A 22,426-nucleotide genomic window follows, 5' to 3' on the forward strand; every position below is an offset into this window, starting at 1 on the left:
AAGATATGCGCTGCGATTGGTGGCTGCGCACAACAACCAGCCATATTAGCGCGCATGTGTGGCGGTGTGGCACAATGTAGTGGCGACCTGCGCGATAATGGACGGGAATTACACGGAAACGTAAAGGCTTCTTAAAGAAATGGCGAGGTTAAGGCGATGAACGAGCAGGTTTGTATGACGAGTGCGGGCGACGTGGGCGCTGGCATGGGCGCGGGCGGCTATCCGGTCGAGACCACGGGCAACGCGGTGCTGGACGTTTTGGAGCACCGTTCGTCCACGCGCGCCTTTGCGCGCGATGACAACGACCGTCCCGTAGCGGTGACCGACGAGCAGCGGGCGGCGATTCTGCATGCGGCGAGCCGCGCGCCGTCGGCAGGCGCCATGATGATGTATTCCATCGTGAGTATCCGCGAGCAGACAACGCTCGATCGCCTGGCCGACCTGTGCGACCACCAGCCCATGATCGCCAAGGCGCCCTGGGCACTTATATTTGTGGTCGACTATGCCAAGTGGATCGATCTGTTTGAGCACGTGGGTTGCTTTGAGCCCGAGTTTGTCGAGCGCACGGGCAAGGCGCCCCGCCGCGCGCCGGGTTTAGGCGACTTTGCCATCGCGGCGCAGGATGCCGTGATCGCTGCCCAAAACGCCGTGGTCGCCGCCGAGGCCCTGGGGCTGGGGAGCTGCTATATCGGCGATGTCGTCGAGAACGCCGAGGAAGTTGCTGCGCTGCTGGACTTGCCGCCCTATACCATGCCGCTGTCGATGCTCATCATCGGCACGCCCCGCAAGGAGCGCCCGGCGATTGCGCATCCCGTGGTGAACCTGGTGCACGAGGAGCGCTATCGCCGCGCCGATGCCGCGACCATGGATGCGCAGGTGGCCGAGATGGACGCGATGTTCCGTCCGCATGCCCGCGAGGTGGGGGAGCGCGTCGTGGATATATACACCCGCAAGCACACGAGCCCCTTTATGGCCGAGATGAGCCGATCCATGGAGTGGTGGTTCAAAAACTGGCTCGGAAAATGACGAATGTGACAAAGGGACAGTCCCTTTGTCACATTCCATATCGCCGCGGTGGCCTAAAGGCCGTATAAATGTTTATCTAGCTGGGAAAACAGTGCATTAAAACATGGGACGATTATCTATAATCCCCTCGAACGTTAAAGTTGGGAGGAAACCGGCTTATGGAACAAAAGGCCAAGGAGGCAGCCTCGCACGCTGCGATTCCTGTGAGCATCTCGGCGATGCTCGTCACGCTGGGCGTGGTGTATGGCGATATCGGCACCAGCCCCATGTATGTAACCAAGGCGCTCGTTGCCGGCAACGGCGGCATCGGAAGCGTCACGGAGGAGTTCGTGCTCGGCGCGCTCTCGCTCGTCGTGTGGACGGTCACGCTGCTGACGACCGTCAAGTACGTGCTCATCTCGCTGCGCGCCGACAACCATGGCGAGGGTGGCATCTTTGCTCTGTACAGCTTGGTTAAGCGCTGCGGCAAATGGCTCATCATCCCCGCCATGCTGGGCGGCGCGGCACTGCTCGCCGATGGCATCCTCACGCCTGCCGTTACCGTGACTACGGCTATCGAAGGCCTGCGCACCATTCCGGCAGTCCATGCCGTGCTGGGCGACGATCAGGCCCGCGTCGTGGCCATCACGCTTGCCATCATCATTGCGCTCTTCTTGGTGCAGCGCATCGGCACGGCCAAGATCGGCCACGCCTTTGGCCCCATCATGACGCTGTGGTTCCTGTTCCTGGGCGGCACGGGTCTGTTCTTTGTCTTCCAGCACCCCGCCGTGCTGCTGTGCCTCAACCCGGTGCGCGGCATCGCCTTTTTGTTGAGCCCCAACAACCATGCGGGCATCATGATTCTGGGCAGCTGCTTCCTCGCCACCACCGGTGCCGAGGCGCTCTACTCCGACATGGGCCACGTGGGCCGTGGCAACATCTACGCAACCTGGCCGTTCGTTAAGTGCTGCTTGCTGCTGTCCTACATGGGCCAGGGCGCGTGGCTTATCAACAACGCCGGCAACCCGGAGCTCATGGGTATCGCCGACCTCAACCCCTTCTACCAGATGCTTACCCCGGGCCTGCGTCCCTTTGCCGTCGGCCTTTCCACCGTCGCGGCCATCATTGCCTCGCAGGCGCTCATCACCGGCGCTTTCTCGTTGGTGTCCGAGGCCAGCCGCCTGGACCTCATGCCGCACATGCAGGTCTTCTATCCTGCCGAGACCAAGGGCCAGCTCTATATTCCCATGGTCAACAACGTCATGCTTGTGGGCTGCGTCATCGTGGTGCTGCTGTTCCAGAGCTCGGCGCACATGGAGGCCGCCTACGGCCTGGCGATCACCCTGACCATGATGTGCACGACGCTGCTGCTCTTCTTCTACTTGCATGTTGATCGCGGCCTTAAGGTCGTCCCGTATATCTTCGTTGTGTTCTTCCTTATGCTCGAGGGCTTCTTCTTTGTGAGTTCGCTCACCAAATTTTTCCACGGTGGCTATTTCACTATTCTTATGGCCATGCTCATCATGGGCGTTATGCTGTGCTGGTACAACGGCACGGCGGTCGAGCGGCGTCAGTTTACGCTGCTGCCGCTGCGCAGCTATCTGCCGCAGCTCAAGCGCCTGCGCGACGACGATCGCTATGAGCTTATGAGCGACAACATCGTGTACCTGACCAAGGACACCAATACCGACTACATCGACCGCGATATCGTCTACTCGATTCTGGACAAGCATCCCAAGCGCGCCCGCGCCTGGTGGTTCGTGAACGTCGAGACCATGGACGAACCGCATACCTTTGCCTATTCGGTCGAGACGTTTGGCACCGACTATGTTTTCCGCGTGCATCTGTACCTGGGCTACAAGGTTAACCAGCGCGTGAACGCCTACCTGCGCCAGGTTGTTCAGGATCTGGCCGCCACTGGCGAGCTGCCGCCGCAGATGCATGACTACTCGGTCTACAAGGATCCGGGCAACATCGGCACGTTTAAGTTCGTCATGATCCGCAAGCTCCTGGCGCCCGAGAGTGACGTGGAGCCGAGCGAGCGCACGGCCATCACGCTCAAGTACATCATCCGCCGCTTTGCCGGTACGCCGGCGCGCTGGTATGGCCTGGAGAACTCCAACGTGAGCTTTGAGTATGTGCCGCTGTTCACCAAGTTCAAGGCTGTGAACAAGATGCAGCGCTTGGCCCCCAACGAGCGCCCGTAGTCGCCGACAGGTTGCATGGAGTTGGTCTTCGATGGACAGGAGTGTGCGCCCTGCTCGCGCACGTGCTGTTTGTCTAACGACCGCAGGCTGCAAAGGCTATACACTTGGAACCACCACAAGGGAAACCGCCACAAAGGTGCTGTCCCCTCTGTGGTGGTTTTTGTTTTTAAGAGAGGGGCGGGGTGCCGATGGATGTCCGTGCGGACGGCGATATTGCCGATAGCTTTTGGTGGCGGCGCACAACGCTGACACGTCGCAGCCCTCTGTATGACGCCTGCGTATCGGCGGGGCTGCTGGTCGCGGCGACGATTGTGGGCGCGCTGCTCGACCATCCTGGTCTCGCGCCGAGCATCATGATCGTCTATGTGTTCGCCGTGCAGCTGTGCGCATTCTTTACCTGGAGCCGCCTGTATTGCTTGCTGAGCTCGGCTGCCGCCGTAGCGCTCTACAACTTCTTGTTTGTCGACCCGCGCTGCTCGCTATCGTTTATCGACCGCGTCTATCCCGGCATGTTCTTCATCATGTTTGTGGTCTCGCTTGTGTCGAGCTCGATTGCGTTGGCCCTGCGCCGCGCCTTGGCACAGGCTGCCGCCAGCGACCGTCGCACGCATATGGTGCTCGAGACCAACCGCATGCTGCAGCGGTGTTCCGATCAGCAGCAGATTGTGCATGCCATGGCAACGCAGCTGGCGCGTCTTTCGGGCTGTCCGGTCGTGTGGTACAGCGCCGACGCCGACGATGATGACTTGCTGCCGCGTGCGACGTACACGGCCGTGGGTGACGCCTCGCCGGTGCACCAAATGACGCCCCAGATGCCGCCGCGGCTCTCGGCGTCCGCCTATGTGGGAACGCCGCTCGATGCCACCTATGGCGGCTCGGCGTTTTATGGCGTCTACCTGACGGTTTGCGCAGGCGACAGCTTCGTGCGCTCGGGCGACCCCGCCTCGGTGGTGGGCGTGCTGGCTATCGTTGCCGAGCCCGACGTGCTGACGCACGAGGAACGGACACTTGCCGACGCCATCGTGAGCGAAGGCGAGCTGGCACTCGATCGCGCCCGCGCCATGGAGGCCCGCGAGGAGGCGGCGGTGCTCGCCAAAAACGAACAGCTGCGCGCCAATCTGCTGCGCTCCATCTCGCACGATCTGCGCACACCGCTTACCAGCATTTCGGGCAATGCCGACGTGCTACTCGACCAGGGTTCGACCGGCACGGCCGTGCTCGATAGCCAGACGCGCCGCAGCATGCTCCTTTCCATTCGTTCGGATGCGCAATGGCTCAACGCCACCGTCGAGAATTTGCTCGCCATCACAAAGCTCGAGGGCGGCGGCATGCATCTGTCGACCACGCTCGAGCTCATGGACGATATCGTCGAGGAGGCGCTGCGCCACGTGAATCCGGCCGTACGCGAGCACGATCTTAAGGTGGTGCCGTGCGACGAGCCGGCGCTCGTCAATGTCGATGCGCGCCTGATGGTGCAGCTGGTGGTGAACCTGGTGAACAATGCTATTGCCTATACGCCGCCTGGCTCGCATATCGTGATCTCGATTATGGCGAACGATGGACAGGTGGCATGTTCCGTCGCCGATGACGGTCCCGGTATTGCGCCCGAGGAGCAGGGCCGGATCTTTGAATCGTTCTACACTGTCAACCATGGCTTGGCTGATAGCCATCGCAGCGTGGGCTTGGGACTTTCGCTCTGTCGATCCATTATGTTGGCGCATGGCGGTAGCATAGAGGTTGCCGCGGCGGACCCGCACGGCTCGGTCTTTACGATTGGGCTTCCCGCCGCCGACGTTTCGTTTGATAAGGAGTAACGCTGTGTCGAACTCTGCCATGAGACCGCTCATCTTGGTCGTTGAGGACGACCCCGCCGTCCGCAACCTTATCGTTGCCGCGCTCGAGGCGCACGGCTTGCGCCATATGGCCGTGGAGACCGCCCATGCCGCCATCGCCGCCGCCTCATCGCAGGCACCGAGCATTGTGCTGCTCGATCTGGGCCTGCCCGATATGGACGGCGTCAAGGTGGTGGAGTCGGTGCGCGCATGGTCGGGCATGCCGATCATTGTGGTCTCGGCGCGCAGCGAGGATGCGGACAAGATTCGCGCACTCGATGCCGGTGCCGACGACTACCTGACCAAGCCGTTTTCGGTCGAGGAGCTGCTCGCGCGCATTCGCACGACGCTCAGGCGCCTTTCGTATGCGCAAACGGGCGGCGTTGCCTCCGAGGGCTCGTTCGATACCGGTGAGCTGCATATCGATTTTGATGCCGGCATCGCCACGATGGATGGCGAGGAGCTGCATCTGACGCCGATCGAGTACAAGCTCTTGTGCCTGCTGGCGCACAACGCCGACAAGGTGCTGACGCACCAGTTTATCCTGCACGAGATTTGGGGCACGGCTACTAAGAGCGACCTGGCGAGCCTTCGTGTCTTTATGGGCACGTTGCGTAAGAAGATCGAGTCCGATCCGGCGCATCCGCGCTATATCCAGACGCACGTGGGTATCGGCTATCGCCTGGTCACCCAAGGCTAGATCGCCAACCACCATCCCAATATGAGTTGCGGTGAAATACGGTCTAAATTTGCCTAATTCCAGGCAAAACAGTCCGTATTCCACCGCAACTTGGTTTATCTGCCCTTGGGCTTGCTGGCGTAGAACTTCTTCTTTTTGGGCTTGCCGGCGCAGGCAGGCTTGCCGTCGCCGCGCGACCCTCGGTCTCCGGCCTGCGCGTGCGCGGGCGCCGTTGCGCGGGGCTTGCGGGCCTCGGGGTTGCGCAGCTCTTCGGTTCGCTCTGCAATCTCCTCGGCGCTAAAGCCGACTTCGGCCATGGCGTCCTCGATGGGCAGGCGGCGCACGATATAGCAATGGTGCACCTTCTGGTTGCGCGCAAAGTCCTCGGGGATGGTCTGCGCCGTAATGTCCTCTAGCACGATGCCCGCGCGCGCGAGCTTGCGCGTCTCGGGGCGGAAGCCGCGCAGGTTGCAGCTAAAGATGGCGTGGCCGCCCTGTGCGAGCAGGCGCGATACGCCGGCCAAAAGCTCAACATGGTCGCGCTGGACGTCCCAGGTGCGGCGGCCCATCTTTGATGAGTTCGAAAACGTGGGCGGATCGACAAAGATCAGGTCCCAGCGGTTGCGCGTCTGGCGCTGGACGCGAATCCAGGCAAGCACGTCGTCGCGCACAAAATGATGCTGTGGACCAACAAAGCCGTTCTGGCGCATATTGCGCTCGGCCCAGTCCAGGTAGGTGTTGGAGAGGTCGACCGTCACAGTTTCCTCGACGCCGCCGTCTGCCGCATAGCAGGTAGCGGTGCCGGTATAGGCGAACAGGTTGAGAAAGCGCCGCGCCTGCTTGGCGTGCTCGCGCACCAGGTTGCGGGTGACGCGGTGATCCAAGAAGATGCCGACGTCCAGGTAGTCGTCAAAGTTGACGGCAAAGGTAAGGCCGCCCTCCTCGATGAGCGGCAGACGACGGCGTGCGATATTGGCGCGCTCGCCCGAGCCGCCCTTGCCGGCGCCCTGCTTGCCGTACTGCGAGCCGCCGCGCGAACGCATGCGGGCTTTGGCGTGCACGTGCTCGGCGGGAACATCTAGGATGCGCGGCGCGATGGCCAGAATGTCGAGCATGCGGGCCTGGGCAAGCGCGGGATCGATGGTCTTGGGCGCGGCGTATTCGGCGATGACGAGCCAGCGGCCCGGCGTCTGTGGGCAGCCCTCGTACAGGTCGATGGCGGCGGAGTAATCGGGCAGGTCGGCATCGTAGACGCGGTAGCAGCTCACGCCCTCGCGCTTTGCCCACTTGCGACGCAGACGGGCGTTCTTGCGCAAGCGGTTGGCGAACTGCTCGGACTCGGGGATGAGCACGGGCAGCGGCTTGCCGTCGCCCAGGTCGAGTGTGGCGGCAGGTTCGGGCATGGGGGTGCTGGCGGCTTTGTCGTTGACTTCGTTGGTATCCGCAACCTCGGCCTCGGCATCTGCGCTGGTCGCAGCCTCAAACGCTGCGGCGGCGTGGTCGAGCGACGGCCAGACTTCGACGGTCGCCTCCTCGTTGTTGGGCATGACGGCGATCGAGCGCTCGGGCTCGGCGTGGAGCGAGCGGGCCAGCAATCCATCGCGGGTGAGCGCGGCGACCGGCGCCGCGGCAAGCTCGGGCGCGCGGCGCAGCTCGCCGACCAGCGTCATGGCGTCGTGCATGAGCGAAAGCGGGGTCTCGGTGGTGTCTGCGACCACGGCGGCACCGGCGACAGCGCCTGCATGGTCCAGCACGGTGGCTGGCTTGGCAGCGCAAAAGTCGACAAAACGCTTGTAGCCGGCGCACTTGACCATGCGCTCGGCAGTCTTGCGGGCAGCGGGGTCAATGTCCACGGCGACGATGCGCGCCTGGCGCTCGCGCGCCGCCGCCTCGCGCTCGCGTGCCTCGGCAAGCAGCTGCTCCCACAGGGCGGCGTCGTGCGGCTGCCAGCCCTCAAAGCCCCAGCGCTCGCGTGCAGCGCCCGGGGCGCGGTCGGTCAGAATGTTCACGGCTTCCAGCAGCAGGCCGCCGCCGGCGCACGAGGCGTCGATCAGCGTGGGCAGGGCTTCGTTCTCGTAGTCATCGGCTGTGAGCTCGCGCTCGCATAGTGCGGTCCAGCCGACCTGCGCCAGCACCAGGGCGGCGTAGTCGGGGCGCAGCACGTGCGCGCCCTCGCCGGCGCGGGTCGCTGCGGGCGGCAGGCGCTTGAACAGCGGGTCGCCCGAAAGGTCCAGGCTGATGCTCGCGCGGCGCTGACGCAGCGAAAGCAGCAGGTGAACATCGGGGTCGGCGGCATCGACATCGGCACGACGGCCCGTGGTCTCGGCCAGACGGTCGCACAATGCGTCCTTGGCGCGCAGGGCCGAGAAGCGTGTGTTGCGCAGCTGCTCGGTCACGCCGCGGGCGGTGATGGCGATGGTGGCGCCGGGACGGATGATGTTCTCCCAGGCGATGTCGTAAACGCTATCGTACAGCTCGTCGGCATCCTGCGCCTCAAAGCGCCCAAGAACCACGAACACGCGGCTCGCCAGGCGCGACCACAGACAGGCGCGGTAGCCTTCTTCGAGCTCGCCCTCAAACGTAGCGCGGCCCTTCAGCCGGCGGACATGCGAAAGCCCGAGGCGTTTAAGCTCATCGGCGAGTGCGGACTCAAAGCCCTCGGGGCAGCTTGCGTAAAATTCCATGGGTGACCTCTCTGGTTGCGTCGCTCCATTATATGATGGATGCTTCGTTTGCCCTCATCCCCGAAAGGAACCCATATGATTGATGCGTGCCCCGATTCCGCCGTGCTCTTTTTTGACGTGGACGGCACGCTGACGTCGTTCGATCCCGACGATATGACCGATAAGGACTTTTCGGCGGTTCGCCCCTCGCAGACGGTGGTTGAGGCGTTCCGTGCACTGCGCGATGCAGGGCACAAGGCATTTATCTGCACGGGTCGCCCCCTGTGGCTTATCGCCGATAGCCTGCGTGCGCTCGACCCCGCGGGCGTCGTGGCCATGGCAGGCGCCACGCTCGAGGTCGAGGGACGCGTGGTACACGAGGACTGCTTTGACGAGGACGTTATCGAGGAGCTTGCGCGCCGTATGGCCGCGGCAGGGATTGAGGCCTTTTTCGAGACCAACGTGGCTACTTTTGCCCTGGAGCCTGTGGGCGTTGAGCAGTCGTCTCTGATCGGCACTTCTGTGGTGCACAGCACCGAGGAAATGCGCGTCGACGGCAGTCTGCGCGTGGGCAAGGTATGCCTCAGTGTGCCCAGTTTGGCTCGCGTAGCCAATGATGACGGCTTTATCGATTGCGAGTTTGAGCTGTGCAACACCGGTGGCCAGAATCGCGAGCTGAGCCCCAAGGGTATTGACAAGGGCGTGGGCGTGGCGCGAGCGCTGGCGTATCTGGGCCGCGAAGGAAATGCGCGCACCTTTGGCTTTGGCGATTCGGGCAACGACCTGGGAATGCTCGCTGCGGTCGAGACGGCTGTCGCCATGGGCAACGCCATGCCCGAGGTCAAGGCGGTCGCCGACTACGTGACCGACGATGTCGCACACGACGGCACCGTCACAGCGATGCAGCATTTCGGCCTTATCTAATGAATCCCGCGTTCTGACGTTTGCTCAAACTGCGACTCTTTGCTCTTGCATGCTCAATCGATTTATCAATCCAAACACTGAGGTGTTTATACCGTTCGCCGAGAAGATAAAAAACCGCAGTTCACGCCTTAATAAACGTAGGTAAAGTGTTTAGCAGTTTATCGGCCGTATGCAAACGAAAGGAATCAGGCAGATGGCAATCAAGGTGTTCGCTGACGGTGCAAACCTCGAGGGCATGCTCGACATGTACGAGAACGGCAACGTTCAGGGTTTCACGACCAACCCGTCCCTTATGAAGAAGGGTGGCGTGACGGATTACCGCGCGTTTGCCAAGGAGGTTCTGGCCCACATCACCGATGTGTCCGTCTCGTTTGAGGTCTTTGCCGACGACGTCGAGACCATGGAGGTCGAGGCCCGCGAGATTGCTACCTGGGCAGATAACGTCTACGTCAAGATTCCATGCGTGACCACCAAGGGCGAGTCCACCTCCGAGCTGGTCCGCAAGCTTTCGGCCGATGGCATCAAGGTCAACGTCACCACTATCTTTACGCCTACGCAGGTCGATGAGATGGTCGAGGCCGTTGACGCCGAGACGCCGTCCATCATTTCGCTCTTTGCCGGCCGCATCGCCGACACCGGCGTCGATCCCATTCCGTTTATGACGGAGTCAGTCAAGAAGGCCGCCGCCAAGCCCAACTGCGAGGTCCTGTGGGCGTCCACGCGCGAGCTCATCAACATTTACCAGGCCGAGGCCTGCGGTTGCCAGATCATCACGGTGCCCAACAGCATCCTGGCCAAGCGCAAGAACATCGGCCGTGACCCGTACGAGGTCTCGCTTGATACCGTGCGCGGTTTTGCCAAGGATATCGCCGCTTTGGGTTTCCATATTCTGCCCTAAGCAAGGGTACCCCCTGCAGCGACGTGCAAAATCGCGAGTTTTCAGCATGGTAAAGACTTTTACCAGCTGGTTGAAGCGCGGAACGGCCCCCGTTTTGGCCCTAAAACGCCAAAACGGGGGCCGTTTTTGCTTTTATGGCCCTCTGAAGCGCCGCGGGGCTATCGGGAGATGCTGAATACTCGCAATTTTGCACGCCGCGAAGAGGGGGACGTCCGCTTTGGCGACTATTTGCCCTGCACCATGGTGAGGGAGATTTTCTTGCGGTCGCGATCGACCTTTTCGACCCACACCTTGACCGTGTCGCCGACGCGCACCACGTCGCTGGGGTGCTTGACAAAGCGGTTGGCCAGCTTGGAGATATGCACGAGGCCGTCCTGGTGCACACCCACGTCGACGAAGGCGCCAAAGTCCACAACGTTGCGCACCGTGCCCTTGAGCTCCATGCCGGGTTCCAGGTCGTCGATGGAAAGTGCTGAGCGGCTAAAGACCACCTCGGGCGCGTCGTCGCGCGGGTCTCGGCCAGGCTTCTTGAGCTCGTTGACGATGTCGATGAGCGTGAGGATGCCGCAGTCCAGGTCGCTTGCCAGCGCCGAGATGCTGCCGATGCGTCGCTCGATGTCGGGCACGCCGCCGCGGCTGAGCTCGCTTGCCGCCACACCCGCACGCTCCAGGACGGCCGTGGCCACCTCGTAGCTTTCGGGGTGGACGCTCGTCGCATCGAGTGGGTTCTTACCGCCGCTGATGCGCAGGAAGCCCGCGGCGTTGAGATATGCCTTGGGCCCCAGCTTGGGGACCTTCTTAAGCTGGCGGCGATCGGTAAAGGCGCCGTTCTCCTCGCGGTAGGCCACGATGTTTTTGGCTACGCTCGGCGTGATGCCCGATACGTATCCCAGCAGGCTCGCACTTGCGGTGTTTACGTCGACGCCCACGCGGTTGACGACGTCCTCCACCACATGTCCCAGGGTGCGCGAAAGCTCGGCCTGGTCAAGGTCGTGCTGGTACTGGCCAACGCCGATGGACTGGGGTGGAATCTTGACGAGCTCTGCCAACGGGTCTTGCAGGCGACGGCCCAGGCTCATGGCGCCGCGCACGGTGACGTCCAGATCGGGATACTCCTGGCTTGCGAGCTCGGAGGCGGAGTACACCGATGCGCCGGCTTCGTTGACGATGGTGTATCGCAGTCCAGGCGCCTGCTCGGCGATGAACTCCGAGACGACTTCTTCGGTCTCGCGGCTGGCGGTGCCGTTGCCGATGACAATGGTGTTGACGCCGTCCTTCTTGACGAGGCGGGCGAGCTCACGCTTGGTGCCGGCGACGTCGTGGCGCGGCTTGGTGGGGTAGACCACGCCGTGGTCGAGTAGCTTGCCGGTCTCGTCCATGACGGCGATCTTGCAGCCGGTACGGTAGCCCGGATCGAGTGCAAGCACACGGGCTCCGCGTACGGGGCGTGCCGAGAGCAGGCCCTCGAGATTCTTGGCAAAGACGTTGATGGCCTCGGTCTGCGCGCGGACGGTGAGCTTGGCGCGGGCCTCGCGCTCCAGCGAGGGGGCCATGAGGCGCTTGTAACCGTCGGCGATGGCGGCATCAAAGACGGGCGCAAACACGCCCTGGCGTCGGGGCCAACGGCTGCCGAGGCGCGCCGTGGCGGCAGTGCCGTCGACGTTCACGCGCACGCGGAGCTTGCCCTCGCGCTCACCGCGGTCGATAGCCAGCACGCGGTGGTTGGGAATACGGCGCAGCGGCTCATCATAGCTGTAGTACGGCTCGTAGGGAGTCTTCTCGGTGGGGTCGGTGGCCTCGACGACGATGTCGGCGGTGTTCTGCGTAAAGGCGCGCAGGTCGGCGACGTTCTCGGGGTCCTCGGCCACCGTCTCGGCCACGATGTCCGCCGCGCCGGCAAGCGCCTTTTCGGGCGTGTCGAAGCCGGCCTCCTCGTTGACGTATGCCGCGGCGGCGTCGAGTGCACTGCCCTTGGCCGAGGCCTGCATGATGATCATGTTGGCGAGCGGCTCAAGGCCTGCCTCGCGGGCCTTCTGCGCGCGAGTCATGCGCTTTTTGCGGTAGGGCTTGTAGAGGTCCTCGACACGCTGGAGCTGCGTGGCCTCGCGAATCTGCTGCTCGAGTTTGGGCGTGAGTTTGCCCTGGGCGTCGATGAGCAGGATGACGTCCTCTTTACGCTGCTCAAGATTGCGCAGGTAGGACAGGCGCTCGTCGAGTGCGCGCAGGGCGACGTCGTCCATGCCGCCCGTGGCTTCCTTGCGGTAGCGCGAAATAAAGGGGATGGTGTTGCCCTCGTCGATGAGCTTGACGGCTGCCTCGATGTTGGCGGCCTTAAGGTTGAGCTCGCGGGCGAGCTGGGCGATAAGATCCATGGGACTCCTTGCGTTTGAGGTGCGTTTGCAGCACAGGGCTACCAAGGATACCACCCGACGTTCTGCCAAAGCAGTCTTTTTGGGACGGGGCTTTTTTAGCTACGGCGTTCCGTTAGCTTGACCAGTTCATTTTGGGACGGGGCTAAATTAGCTGTTTTTGGATTAGGGCTCAGTTGCGATTTGTTGATTCATCGATATTGGGATGGAGAACCAGCTAATTTAGCCCCGTCCCAAAAAGACTGGTCCTCCACCACCTCCCAAATCATCCTTACAAAACGAGGCCCTGGCCAAACGGCCAGGGCCTCACCACTTCTTTTCAGGCTGCGAGAAAAGACCGTGTGCGCAGGCGCTCCCCGAGGGAGACGGGGGTGTTTGCTCCGCGCGCAGTTTCGCAGCGAAGCGAGAATGTTTGAGCACGGAGTAAACACCCCGTCTCCCTCGGGGAGGTCCGTTGGGAGCGTAGGGGATGTTTTGAGCTACTCCAGCTCAAACGCTCCGGTATAGAGCTGGTAGTAATATCCGCGCTTGGCGATCAGCTCGTCGTGGTTGCCACGCTCGATGATGCGGCCGTGATCCAGGCAGATGATTGCGTCGGCGTTGCGCACGGTGGACAGGCGGTGCGCGATGACAAACGTCGTGCGACCCTCCATGAGCTTATCCATGCCCGCTTGCACGATGGCCTCGGTGCGGGTATCGATGCTCGACGTGGCCTCGTCCAGAATCATTGCCGGCGGATCGGCGACGGCGGCGCGTGCGATCGAAATCAGCTGGCGCTGGCCCTGCGACAGCTGGGCGCCGTTGCCGGTGAGCATGGTGTCGTAACCGTCGGGCAGGCGGGTGATAAAGTCGTCGGCGCCCGCGAGCTTGGCCGCCGCGATGCACTCCTCGTCGGTAGCGTCCAGGTTGCCGTAGCGGATGTTGTCCATCACAGTGCCGGTGAACAGGTTCACGTCCTGCAGCACCACGCCCAGCGAGCGGCGCAGATCTGCCTTGCGGATCTTGTTGACGTTGATGCCGTCGTAGCGGATCTTGCCGTCGGCGATGTCATAGAAGCGGTTGATGAGGTTGGTGATGGTCGTCTTGCCGGCACCGGTGGCACCGACAAACGCGACCTTCTGGCCCGGCTTGGCAAACACGGACACGCCGTGCAGCACCTCGTGGTCGGGCGTGTAGCCAAAGTCGACGTTGTCCATGACCAGGTCGCCGCGCAGCGGCACGTACTCGATCTCGCCGGTTGCACGGTGCGGGTGTTTCCATGCCCACATGCCGGTGTGGTGGTCGGCCTCCTCGAGCTGCCAGGTATCGGGGTTGACCTGCGCGTTGACGAGCGTCACGTAGCCTTCGTCAGCCTCGGGCTCCTCGTCGATGAGCTCAAAGATGCGGTCGGCGCCGGCGAGACCCATGACCACGGCGTTGATCTGCTGCGAGATCTGACCGATCTGTCCGCAGAACTGCTTGGTCATGTTGAGGAACGGCACTACGACGGCGATGGACAGCGTCATGCCCGAGATGCTCAGGTTGGGCACGCCCAGCGCCAGGAAAATGCCGCCCGCCAGCGCGACCAGCACGTAGAGCAGGTTGCCCAAGTTCATAAGGATGGGCATGAGGATGTTGGCGTACATGTTGGCCTTTTGCGAGACCTCGAAGAGCTTTTCGTTGCGCTCGTCAAAATCGGCCTCGGCGGCAGACTCGTGGCAGAATGCCTTGACGACCTTCTGGCCGTTCATAACTTCCTCGATATGGCCCTCGACCACGCCGAGCTCGGTCTGCTGCGCAATAAAGAAGCGCGCGGAGTTGGAGCCGAGCAGCTTGGTCATAAAGGTCATAAAGGCGACGCCGGCAATAATCACCAGACACATCCACACGCTGTAGTACAGCATGATAAAGAACACCGTGACGATGACGATGGTCGTCATGAGCAGGTTGGGCAGCGACTGGCTGATCATCTGGCGCAGCGTGTCGATGTCGTTGGTGTAGTGGCTCATGATGTCGCCGCGCTGGTGCGTGTCGAAGTATCGGATCGGTAGGTCCTGCATGCGGTTGAACATCTTCTCGCGCAGCTTTTCCAACGAGCCCTGCGTGATGATGGCCATGGTGCGGTTCCAGAACAGCGAGGACAGGATGCCGACGCCGTAGATGCAGGCGAGGGTGGTCACGAGCTGCGCGATCTTGGGCTGTGCGGCTTCCCAATCGCCCGACTGCCACGATTCGCTAATAATCTGCAGGGCGCTCTGAAGGAAGGTCGCGCCGATGGAGTTGATGACGGCGCAGAGCACCACGCCGGCGACGACGAGGGGCAAAAGCACGGGGTAGAAGCCAAAGAGCGTCTTGATGAGGCGCGACATGGTGCCGCTCTTGCGGTTGAGCGCGCGCTCGGCGGTGGTTGCCTTACTCATGTGCCTCGCCTCCTTCCTGGTTCTGGGCTTGCGTTGCGGATGCCTCGGTGTCGGCCTCGACGGCCCCTTCGCCCTCGGCAGACATCTTGTTTTGCGAGGTAAAGGTCTCGCGGTAGATCTCGCTCGTCTTGAGCAGCTCGTCATGGTTGCCGATCTGAGCGATACGGCCGCCCTCCATGACGATGATGCGGTCTGCGTCCTGCACGGAGCTGATGCGCTGGGCGATGATGAGCTTGGTCGTGTTGGGCAGATAGCTTGCCAGCCCTGCGCGGATCTTGGCATCGGTCTTGGTGTCGACGGCGCTGGTGGAGTCGTCCAGGATCAAGATCTTGGGGCGACGCAGCAGGGCGCGCGCAATGCACAGGCGCTGCTTCTGGCCGCCGGAAACATTGGAGCCGCCCTGCTCGATCCAGGTGTCGTAGCCCTTGGGGAAGCCGTCGACAAACTCATCGGCGCAGGCCAGATGTGCCGCCTCGCGGACTTCCTCGTCGGTGGCGTTCGGGTCGCCCCAGCGCAGGTTCTCGGCGATGGTGCCGCTAAACAGCACGTTTTTCTGCAGCACCATGGCTACCTGGTGGCGCAGGGCGTCCAAGTCGTAGTCGCGCACATCCACGCCGCCCACGCGCACGGTGCCTTCGGTGGCGTCGTACAGGCGGGCGATGAGGTTTACAAGCGTGGACTTGGCCGAGCCGGTACCGCCGATGATGCCGATGGTCTCGCCGCTCTTAATGTGCAGGTCGATATCGTCGAGCGCCTGGCGCTTCGCATGCGCGGAATACTTAAAGCTCACGTGGTCAAAGTCGATGGAGCCGTCGGCAACCTCGCGCACGGGCACGGCGGGATCGGCGATCGTGGGCTCGGCGGCCAGCACCTCGGTAATGCGGTGCGCCGATTCGTCGGCCATAGTTACCATGACAAAGATCATCGACAGCTGCATCAGGCTCATAAGGATCTGGAAGCCATAGGTAAAGATCGAGGAGAGCTGGCCCACGTCGAACAGCGTGCCCTGGCTCGTGATGATGAGCTTGGAGCCCAGGTAGATGATGACGACAAACGCGCCATTGACGCAGATGTTCATCATGGGGTTGTTAAAGGCGAGCAGCTTCTCGGCGCGGGTGAAGTCCATCTGGACGTCGCGTGCGGCGGTCGCGAACTTCTCCTTCTCAAAGTCTTCGCGCACATAGCTCTTGACCACGCGCATGCCGGTGACGTTTTCCTCGACGGACTCGTTAAGGGCGTCATACTTGTGGAACACACGCGAGAAGATGGGGCGCACCTTAAAGATGATAAAGAACAGCCCAAAGCCCAGCAGCGGAATGATAACCAGGTAGACCATGGCAACGCTGCCGCCCATGATAAACGCCATGGTAAAGGCGAAGATCAATACCAGCGGCGCGCGCACGGCGATACGGATGATCATCATAAAGGCCTGCTGCACGTTGTTGATATCGGTGGTCAGGCGCGTGACGAGCGAGGAGGTCGAGAACTCATCGATGTTGGCAAAGCTGAACGTCTGGATCTTGTAGAACAGGTCGTGACGCAGGTTCTTGGCGAACCCGCAGCTCGCATGGCTGCAGGTGACGCCGGCAGCGGCGCCAAAGGCAAGCGACGTCAGCGCGATGAGCACCAAAAAGCCTGCGGTGGGAAGCATCTCGGCTACGGTGGCGCCGTCTTTGATGGCGTCGATCAGGTTGGCGGTGATAAATGGAATCAGCATCTCGCAGAGCACCTCGCCAAGCACGAGCAACGGCGTGGCAACAGTGACTTTCATATAGTCGCGGATGCTGCCCATGAGGGTTTTAATCATCCAGTTTCTCCCAGGTTTTGCGGATTTTATCGAGCATTTCGGCGAGCTGCTCGCGCTCGTCGTGGGTGAGCGCGCTAAAGGCCCGTTCTCTAAAGCGGATGCGGGCCGCCTGGTCGATGCGGGCCTTCTCCCAGCCGATCTCGGTTAGGCGAATGGTGAGTTGCCGTCGATCCTTGGGGTTACGGCTGCGCTCAATGAGGCCGTTGAGCTCGAGCTTGGACAGGATCTCGGAAAGCGACCCCGGCTTGAGGCCGAAGTGCATGCCGAGTTCCTGCTGCGACATCTCGCCGTTTTCCTGCTTGGCAAGCAGGCAGACGATGGGCGCCTTGCCGGACACGCCGCCGCCGTGAAAGTGCATGTAGTGGCCGCAAAAGCCTAGGCCGCTCAGGATGCGCTTGGCGAGCTTGTCTTCGGCGCTGACCGCTTCGGGTATGTCTACCGGTTGCGACGGGTCACCGCCGGGCTCATGCGGAAGGATGAGTGGTTCAACACACATATCTAAGCTTCGCTCCTTTCTTTAGTTAGGTAGTGGAATTGTTTTGTGCCTAACCAATTTAGGAGCGTGAGAAATCAATGTCAAGGTACCAAACTTATAGTTACGGCGTTTTGCCAAACGCCGTAACGGCTCGACGCTGCAAACCCGCCAGAGCGGCAATCTGCCTTTCAACTTCGGCGGCATGACCAGAAGGTCAATGCCGCCTCGTTTCAAGGCACCTTGCTCACTCTGGCGGGTTTTCGCTGACTTCGCCAAAACATCGGCGTTGCCCTTGTTGGGATAGTCGTTGGGGACGTTCTTGTTTGACTAGTCGTTTAAGAACGTCCCCAACGACTAACTTAAAAACTATGCCGGATTACGGGGCTGAATGACGGATTGCCGACCATGCCGAAATTGGTAAAAAGAAAACCGCAGGTAGAAGGTTCGCTATGATTTGAAAATAAGGGGTGTGGTTGGCTCATTCAGGTTCAGCCCCGTAATCCGGCATAGTTTTGAAATGGCACTGAATAAGTGGCGGCAAATGAGCCGCAATGAAGCAAGCTAGCCCCTCGTTTCCGAAACCTTTCCGCAACAATTTGCCCTTCGTGCCGCTCGACTCCGCTCGCAACGTCCCCTGCGCTACACTTAGTCGCACTGTGGCGCCGTTGCGCCGCGCCCGACCCAAGGGGGACACTCATGAAGAACACTCAGCTGTTGCTGATCAACGATATGTGCGGCTACGGCAAGGTCGCGCTTTCCGCCATGCTGCCGGTGCTGTCGCACATGGGTTACCGTATCCACAATCTGCCGACGGCACTTGTGTCCGATACGCTCAACTATCCCAAGTTCTACATCCACGACACCACGGAGTACGTGCGTCAGAGTCTTGCCATCTGGGAAGAACTCGGCTTTGAGTTCGACGCCATCTCGACCGGCTTTATCGTGACCGAAGAAGAGACGCGCATCATCTCAGACTTTTGCCACCGCCGCGCGCAAAAGGGCACCAAGGTATTCGTCGACCCCATCATGGGCGACAACGGCAAGCTCTATGCGGGCGTGCCCGAGTCCACGATTGGCCTTATGCGGCACCTGCTGGAGTGCGCAGACTACGCGGTACCCAACTATACCGAGGCGTGCCTGCTTGCCGATAGGCCTATCGCCGAGCAAATCACGCCGGATGAGGCCCGCGCCCTTGTGGACGCCGTGCGCGAGCTGGGTGCCAAGTCGGTGGTCATTACGAGCGCCGTGGTCAATGGCACGAACGCGGTTATCGGTTACGACCATGTGGCGGGGGAGTACTTCACGATTCCCTTTGAGCTCATTCCGGTCTATTTCCCAGGCACGGGCGACACGTTCTCGGCGGTGCTTGTCGGCCGCGTTATGGCAGGTTGGAGTCTGCAGCGCGCCACAGCCGACGCCATGCGCGTGGTGGCCGAGCTTATCGAGCGCAATGCCGACCAGGAGGACAAGTCTGCCGGCCTGCCCATCGAGGCCTGCCTGGATGTGATTGACCATGAGTAGTGCTAACGAAGACGGCGCCAAGTCCGCGGGCGAGAACAAGCCGCTCGGCGCTCCGCGTGGCAAGCGTCCGCGTATCCGCGTGAGCTGCGTGGACCAGCTGGGTGCGTGCCGCTGCCACCATGGTCACAAGCCGGGCGACGTCTTTGACTTTGACCGAGACCGCGGCAAGATGTGCGCCATGGCCTGCCATGTGGGCTTTCCCTATATCGACATCCTACGCTACGACGGAACCGTGCCTGGCAACGAGCCCGGTACGGCGAAGTTTTGCTGCCCCGAGGTCGATACGCTGAATGTCTGGCTTGCCGAGATCATCGACGAGTAGTTGAGCGTGGATTATCTCCCGCCGAGAAAATGAGCGTGGATTTTCTCCCGTTTAGAGCGCACTTGAACGCTCAAAGTGGGAGAAAGTCCACGCTCGATTTATATGCGGGAGAAAATCCTCGCTCGCTGCATGTCGATGGTGCGGTTCGTGTGCTCGCGAGCCTACAACTGCTCGAGCATAGCAGTGCAACCGTCGAGCACGTCGCGGTAGGTGACATCGAAGTTGCCGGTGTACCAGGGATCGGCGACGTCGCCGGGGCGATCGGTCCAATCCAGCAGCCGCGAAATCTTGCCGTCGGCATCGTCGCCGAAGATGCGACGCAGGCCGCGCGCGTTCTCGGCATCCATATAGACGATGTGGTCCCAGTCACCATACTCCGCGCGACGAACCTGGCGCGCGCGGTGCGCAACGACGGGAATCCCGACCTCGCGCAGCTTGGCGACGGTGCCATGATGCGGAGGGTTGCCAATCTCCTCGGTCGAGGTCGCGGCAGAATCAATGACGAACTCCGCCTCGCGCCCAGCACGGCGCACCAGCTCGGCAAACACCGACTCAGCCATCGTCGAGCGACAGATGTTCCCATGACAGACAAATAGGATTTTGCGCATTGGCTAAAACCTCTCGAATATCAGAGTTTTCGCAGATAATCGCACTGCTTTTTGATCCCTCGTCAAGGACAGAATATCAAATTGATTCATAAATGAGCGGATTATTCTTCTTTCCAGCGTCGTAAGAATTGTCGTAAAGAACGAGGGTTTACGACTTGTTGTCACAATGTTGACCGTCCTTTGCATCCAATTTTCAGCATATCCTCTCTGACGTCGTCGAAATCAAGATGGGTGTATGTGTTAAAAGTCACGTTGATGTCGGAGTGGCCCATGATGCATTTTAGCTTCGCAGGGTTCATTCCCCTGCGTGCCATCTTCGAGCAGAAGGTATGTCGGCAGACATGTGGTGTGATTTTGGGAAGCTCATCCTTGTAGATGCGATTATGTTTCTCTATCGCGTGGTGGAAGTACTTCTCCCAGTGCAGGGCAACACGCGGCATCTCGTTTTTATCAAGAAACAGAAAACCGCTAACACCGTCAACGACCGGCTCACTCGAAGGCTTTAGACGTTGCGCAAGGATACTCCTGAAACACTCTGTCACGGCTTGAGTCATGGGAACATAGCGGATCCCGCTCTCCGTCTTGGGACGTTCGATGTAGTATCGCATGTTGCTGGTCCGCTGAAGTTGCTTGTTTACCCGAATGCTTCCGTTTTTGAAATCAAGGTCTTCGACGGTAAGACCGCAGAATTCAGAAATGCGCAGGCCCGTATTTAGAAGGATGTAGATGGCGTCACGATAGCGGTGAAAGTGTTCATCGCCCTCCACGAAAGCAAGAAATCTGCGTTCTTGGTTAGTGGCCAAGGCCTTGCGTGTAACCATGTCGTTTGTCAGTATCGTTGCGAGCTCGAAATAGAAGGGATTTCGGCGAATCAGGCTGTTCTCCTCTGCCAGTTGAAACGCCGGTCTCAGAACACCACGGATGCTATGGATTGTGCTATAGCGCTTGCCGTGGATTTTTTGCAGGTTGATGAGCCATTCCTTGGCATCAAGGGAGGTGACACCGCATATTCGTCGCGAGCCGAATTCATCTGTAGCAAGAAAATTGAGGATTGTCTTGTAGGCGGCTCGAGTGGATTGTTTCACGGCAGTCTTTGTTTCAGTGTAACGAGATGCGAGTTCGTAGACTGTCATATTGTTCGGCGCGACCTTATCAAGCAGATCGCGCTGGATCTCATGCTCCAACGCGCGCAAGCACGGACTGGCTTTCTTCCCCTTCGGAGTTAGATCATGAGTTGTCAAGGTCCACGAGTAGACGCTCCGCGTTTTACCTCTTGCATCCACATACTTGAAGCAGTAACGGCCGTTTTTTCTCTGGCTTTCCCCGCGTCTGAGGATTCGCCCTTTGCTGTCTTTTCTCACAGTCACTAGCAGGCTCCTTCCTGTTCAGAAAAGAGCCCCGATGCGATATTTCAAGATTATCGCACGGGGCCCGATTGGTTAAGCTGTCAAGTGCGAAACGGTGTCGAGAAGCTCTTTATAAAGAGCGTTGGCGCAGGACGAGGGGGCGAGTCCTCGCGCATAACTCGAATATGGGTTTGTACGAGAGGAACCTTCGACCGGCCAGTATCCGTCGAGATCGTGCCTAAACTCAGAGAGACAGATCTCCCTCGTCTGCATCTCCGCAACGACGGAGAGGCGCCTCTCAAGTTGACCAAATCCGTCGACATCGTTTTGCGGACGATAAGTCGCGGATCGGCGCATCTGTTCTCCATAGAATTCCAAGGGGCTGTAGGGCGTCGTGACGATTACGAGATCGGCGGCTATCGCTTTGTCGGAATATCGGGACGGTGCCATCACCTCATGCTCCATCGCATAGGGATCCGTGATGCGAAGCAGGTCGGCGTAGGGGATGGATGAGGGACGAAGTTCGTCAAGAATCACCGTGTGCTTGCCCTCATACCCCTGAAAGATGTCTCTCGTAGATCCAGAGACGAAGAACGGTTCGCCCTTCCGATTCGCATAGAGCTTTGCGAGGGTGGACTTCCCCGTTCCAGCAGGCCCGAAGATCCAAACTGATTCCACCCTTCTTTCGCCCTTGAGCATCAACCCCCGCCATTCCCGGGCCTGAACCTGAAGGCGGCGTGCATAAACGTCTTCGATCTGACGCTATGTCCGGGCATATTCGGATCCGGAGAGCTGAGAGATCAAGGACTCCTTGTCGATACGACCTTCGAGAAGGTCATCGAGAAGGACTTTGATGCTGCTATGGGACCTCGTTCGAGCAACGCGCGACTCAATAGAAGCAAGTAGCGCTGGGTAATCGAAATTGGAGCGCACGATTTTGGGGTCGTACTGATGCTTGGATCGTGCGCCATCCGTTCTGTGGCACAGGTAGGAAAAACCGTTTTCCACACCTGCCTTCCAAGCCTCGATGCGCTCAGGTTTATCTCCAAGGAGCTTCGCGATGCTATTGAGCGAGCGCGGATTCTGGAACTCCATCATCACGTGAAGATGCGCGGCTGCCGGACGTCCCGCGTCCGTCGTGTCGCTGTCGTGCACGATGCCCGCATAGCGCTTCGGGGCGAGTGTTTCGATTCTTCGGTACATTTCGTCCACAAGACGGGGCAGGTGATCGAGCTGCTGCTCGTACATCATCGCGCGGGTCTTCATGGGCAGAGAATTGGTCATGGTTCCGAGTCCTTTCTCGTAAATGAGCTATTTCGGGACGATTTTGGAACGCGCCCGAGGGTGCGCCTTGGGATAACAAGCTCCCCA

The 22,426-nt window shown here is 60.5% G+C and carries 17 protein-coding genes; 8 read left to right on the plus strand and 9 right to left on the minus strand.

From position 1 onward, the window contains the following. Positions 1-156: 156 nt before the first annotated feature. From ACTQ48_RS05420 to ACTQ48_RS05435, 4 genes are all read left to right on the plus strand, one after another. The gene (locus ACTQ48_RS05420; RefSeq protein ID WP_441057575.1) at positions 157-1,026 is read left to right on the plus strand and encodes a nitroreductase family protein; all 870 of its coding nucleotides are present in this window, start codon (positions 157-159) and stop codon (positions 1,024-1,026) included. A gap of 158 nt (positions 1,027-1,184) precedes the next feature. Next, the gene (locus ACTQ48_RS05425; protein WP_427719648.1) at positions 1,185-3,212 is read left to right on the plus strand and encodes a KUP/HAK/KT family potassium transporter; all 2,028 of its coding nucleotides are present in this window, start codon (positions 1,185-1,187) and stop codon (positions 3,210-3,212) included. Positions 3,213-3,400: 188 nt separating this feature from the next. After that, a complete protein-coding gene (locus tag ACTQ48_RS05430; protein ID WP_441570327.1) occupies positions 3,401-5,026 on the plus strand; it encodes a sensor histidine kinase in 1,626 nt (541 codons plus the stop codon). A gap of 4 nt (positions 5,027-5,030) precedes the next feature. Next, on the plus strand, positions 5,031-5,744 hold the full coding sequence (locus ACTQ48_RS05435) for a response regulator (RefSeq protein ID WP_441570328.1): 714 nt from the start codon (positions 5,031-5,033) through the stop codon (positions 5,742-5,744). Between the two features lie 95 nt (positions 5,745-5,839). Here the strand turns inward: ACTQ48_RS05435 and rlmKL are convergent, their stop codons facing one another. Next, entirely contained in the window at positions 5,840-8,407 is a 2,568-nt protein-coding gene (gene rlmKL / locus ACTQ48_RS05440) for a bifunctional 23S rRNA (guanine(2069)-N(7))-methyltransferase RlmK/23S rRNA (guanine(2445)-N(2))-methyltransferase RlmL (RefSeq protein WP_441041420.1), read from the minus strand. 75 nt (positions 8,408-8,482) lie between these two features. On the opposite strand from rlmKL, the gene ACTQ48_RS05445 reads away from it, so the two are divergent. Further along, the gene (locus tag ACTQ48_RS05445) at positions 8,483-9,310 is read left to right on the plus strand and encodes an HAD-IIB family hydrolase (protein ID WP_441565383.1); all 828 of its coding nucleotides are present in this window, start codon (positions 8,483-8,485) and stop codon (positions 9,308-9,310) included. 193 nt (positions 9,311-9,503) lie between these two features. After that, positions 9,504-10,208, plus strand: coding sequence for a transaldolase (locus ACTQ48_RS05450; protein ID WP_441537269.1), 705 nt, complete (start codon positions 9,504-9,506; stop codon positions 10,206-10,208). 224 nt (positions 10,209-10,432) lie between these two features. On the opposite strand, the gene ACTQ48_RS05455 is transcribed toward ACTQ48_RS05450, so the two are convergent. The 4 genes from ACTQ48_RS05455 to ACTQ48_RS05470 form a co-directional block, all read right to left on the minus strand. After that, positions 10,433-12,580, minus strand: coding sequence for a Tex family protein (locus tag ACTQ48_RS05455; RefSeq protein ID WP_441570329.1), 2,148 nt, complete (start codon positions 12,578-12,580; stop codon positions 10,433-10,435). Between the two features lie 476 nt (positions 12,581-13,056). Beyond that, complete coding sequence (locus ACTQ48_RS05460; protein ID WP_441570330.1) at positions 13,057-14,976, minus strand: ABC transporter ATP-binding protein; 1,920 nt, start codon at positions 14,974-14,976, stop codon at positions 13,057-13,059. Further along, on the minus strand, positions 14,969-16,783 hold the full coding sequence (locus ACTQ48_RS05465) for an ABC transporter ATP-binding protein (protein WP_441570331.1): 1,815 nt from the start codon (positions 16,781-16,783) through the stop codon (positions 14,969-14,971). The genes ACTQ48_RS05460 and ACTQ48_RS05465 overlap by 8 nt, the downstream gene beginning before the upstream one ends. Continuing rightward, on the minus strand, positions 16,776-17,279 hold the full coding sequence (locus tag ACTQ48_RS05470; protein WP_441570332.1) for a MarR family winged helix-turn-helix transcriptional regulator: 504 nt from the start codon (positions 17,277-17,279) through the stop codon (positions 16,776-16,778). Before ACTQ48_RS05470 ends, ACTQ48_RS05465 begins: the two co-directional genes overlap by 8 nt. A 675-nt stretch (positions 17,280-17,954) precedes the next feature. Here ACTQ48_RS05470 and ACTQ48_RS05475 point away from each other — a divergent pair. Continuing rightward, on the plus strand, positions 17,955-18,779 hold the full coding sequence (locus tag ACTQ48_RS05475) for a PfkB family carbohydrate kinase (RefSeq protein WP_441537265.1): 825 nt from the start codon (positions 17,955-17,957) through the stop codon (positions 18,777-18,779). Beyond that, the gene (locus ACTQ48_RS05480; RefSeq protein WP_441570333.1) at positions 18,772-19,101 is read left to right on the plus strand and encodes a TIGR04076 family protein; all 330 of its coding nucleotides are present in this window, start codon (positions 18,772-18,774) and stop codon (positions 19,099-19,101) included. Before ACTQ48_RS05475 ends, ACTQ48_RS05480 begins: the two co-directional genes overlap by 8 nt. Before the next feature lie 161 nt (positions 19,102-19,262). Here ACTQ48_RS05480 and ACTQ48_RS05485 read toward each other — a convergent pair whose 3' ends face one another. From ACTQ48_RS05485 to ACTQ48_RS05500, 4 genes are all read right to left on the minus strand, one after another. Continuing rightward, a complete protein-coding gene (locus ACTQ48_RS05485; RefSeq protein ID WP_441570334.1) occupies positions 19,263-19,709 on the minus strand; it encodes a low molecular weight protein-tyrosine-phosphatase in 447 nt (148 codons plus the stop codon). Positions 19,710-19,870: 161 nt separating this feature from the next. Beyond that, positions 19,871-21,076, minus strand: a complete 1,206-nt coding sequence (locus ACTQ48_RS05490; protein WP_199407132.1) for a site-specific integrase — start codon at positions 21,074-21,076, stop codon at positions 19,871-19,873. Between the two features lie 72 nt (positions 21,077-21,148). Next, a complete protein-coding gene (locus tag ACTQ48_RS05495; RefSeq protein ID WP_441570335.1) occupies positions 21,149-21,754 on the minus strand; it encodes a hypothetical protein in 606 nt (201 codons plus the stop codon). Between the two features lie 63 nt (positions 21,755-21,817). Then, on the minus strand, positions 21,818-22,339 hold the full coding sequence (locus ACTQ48_RS05500) for a Rep family protein (protein ID WP_117743461.1): 522 nt from the start codon (positions 22,337-22,339) through the stop codon (positions 21,818-21,820). Positions 22,340-22,426: the final 87 nt, after the last annotated feature.

This window comes from Collinsella sp. Sow4_E3 (genome assembly GCF_052116285.1).
Classification (GTDB): Bacteria; Actinomycetota; Coriobacteriia; order Coriobacteriales; family Coriobacteriaceae; genus Collinsella.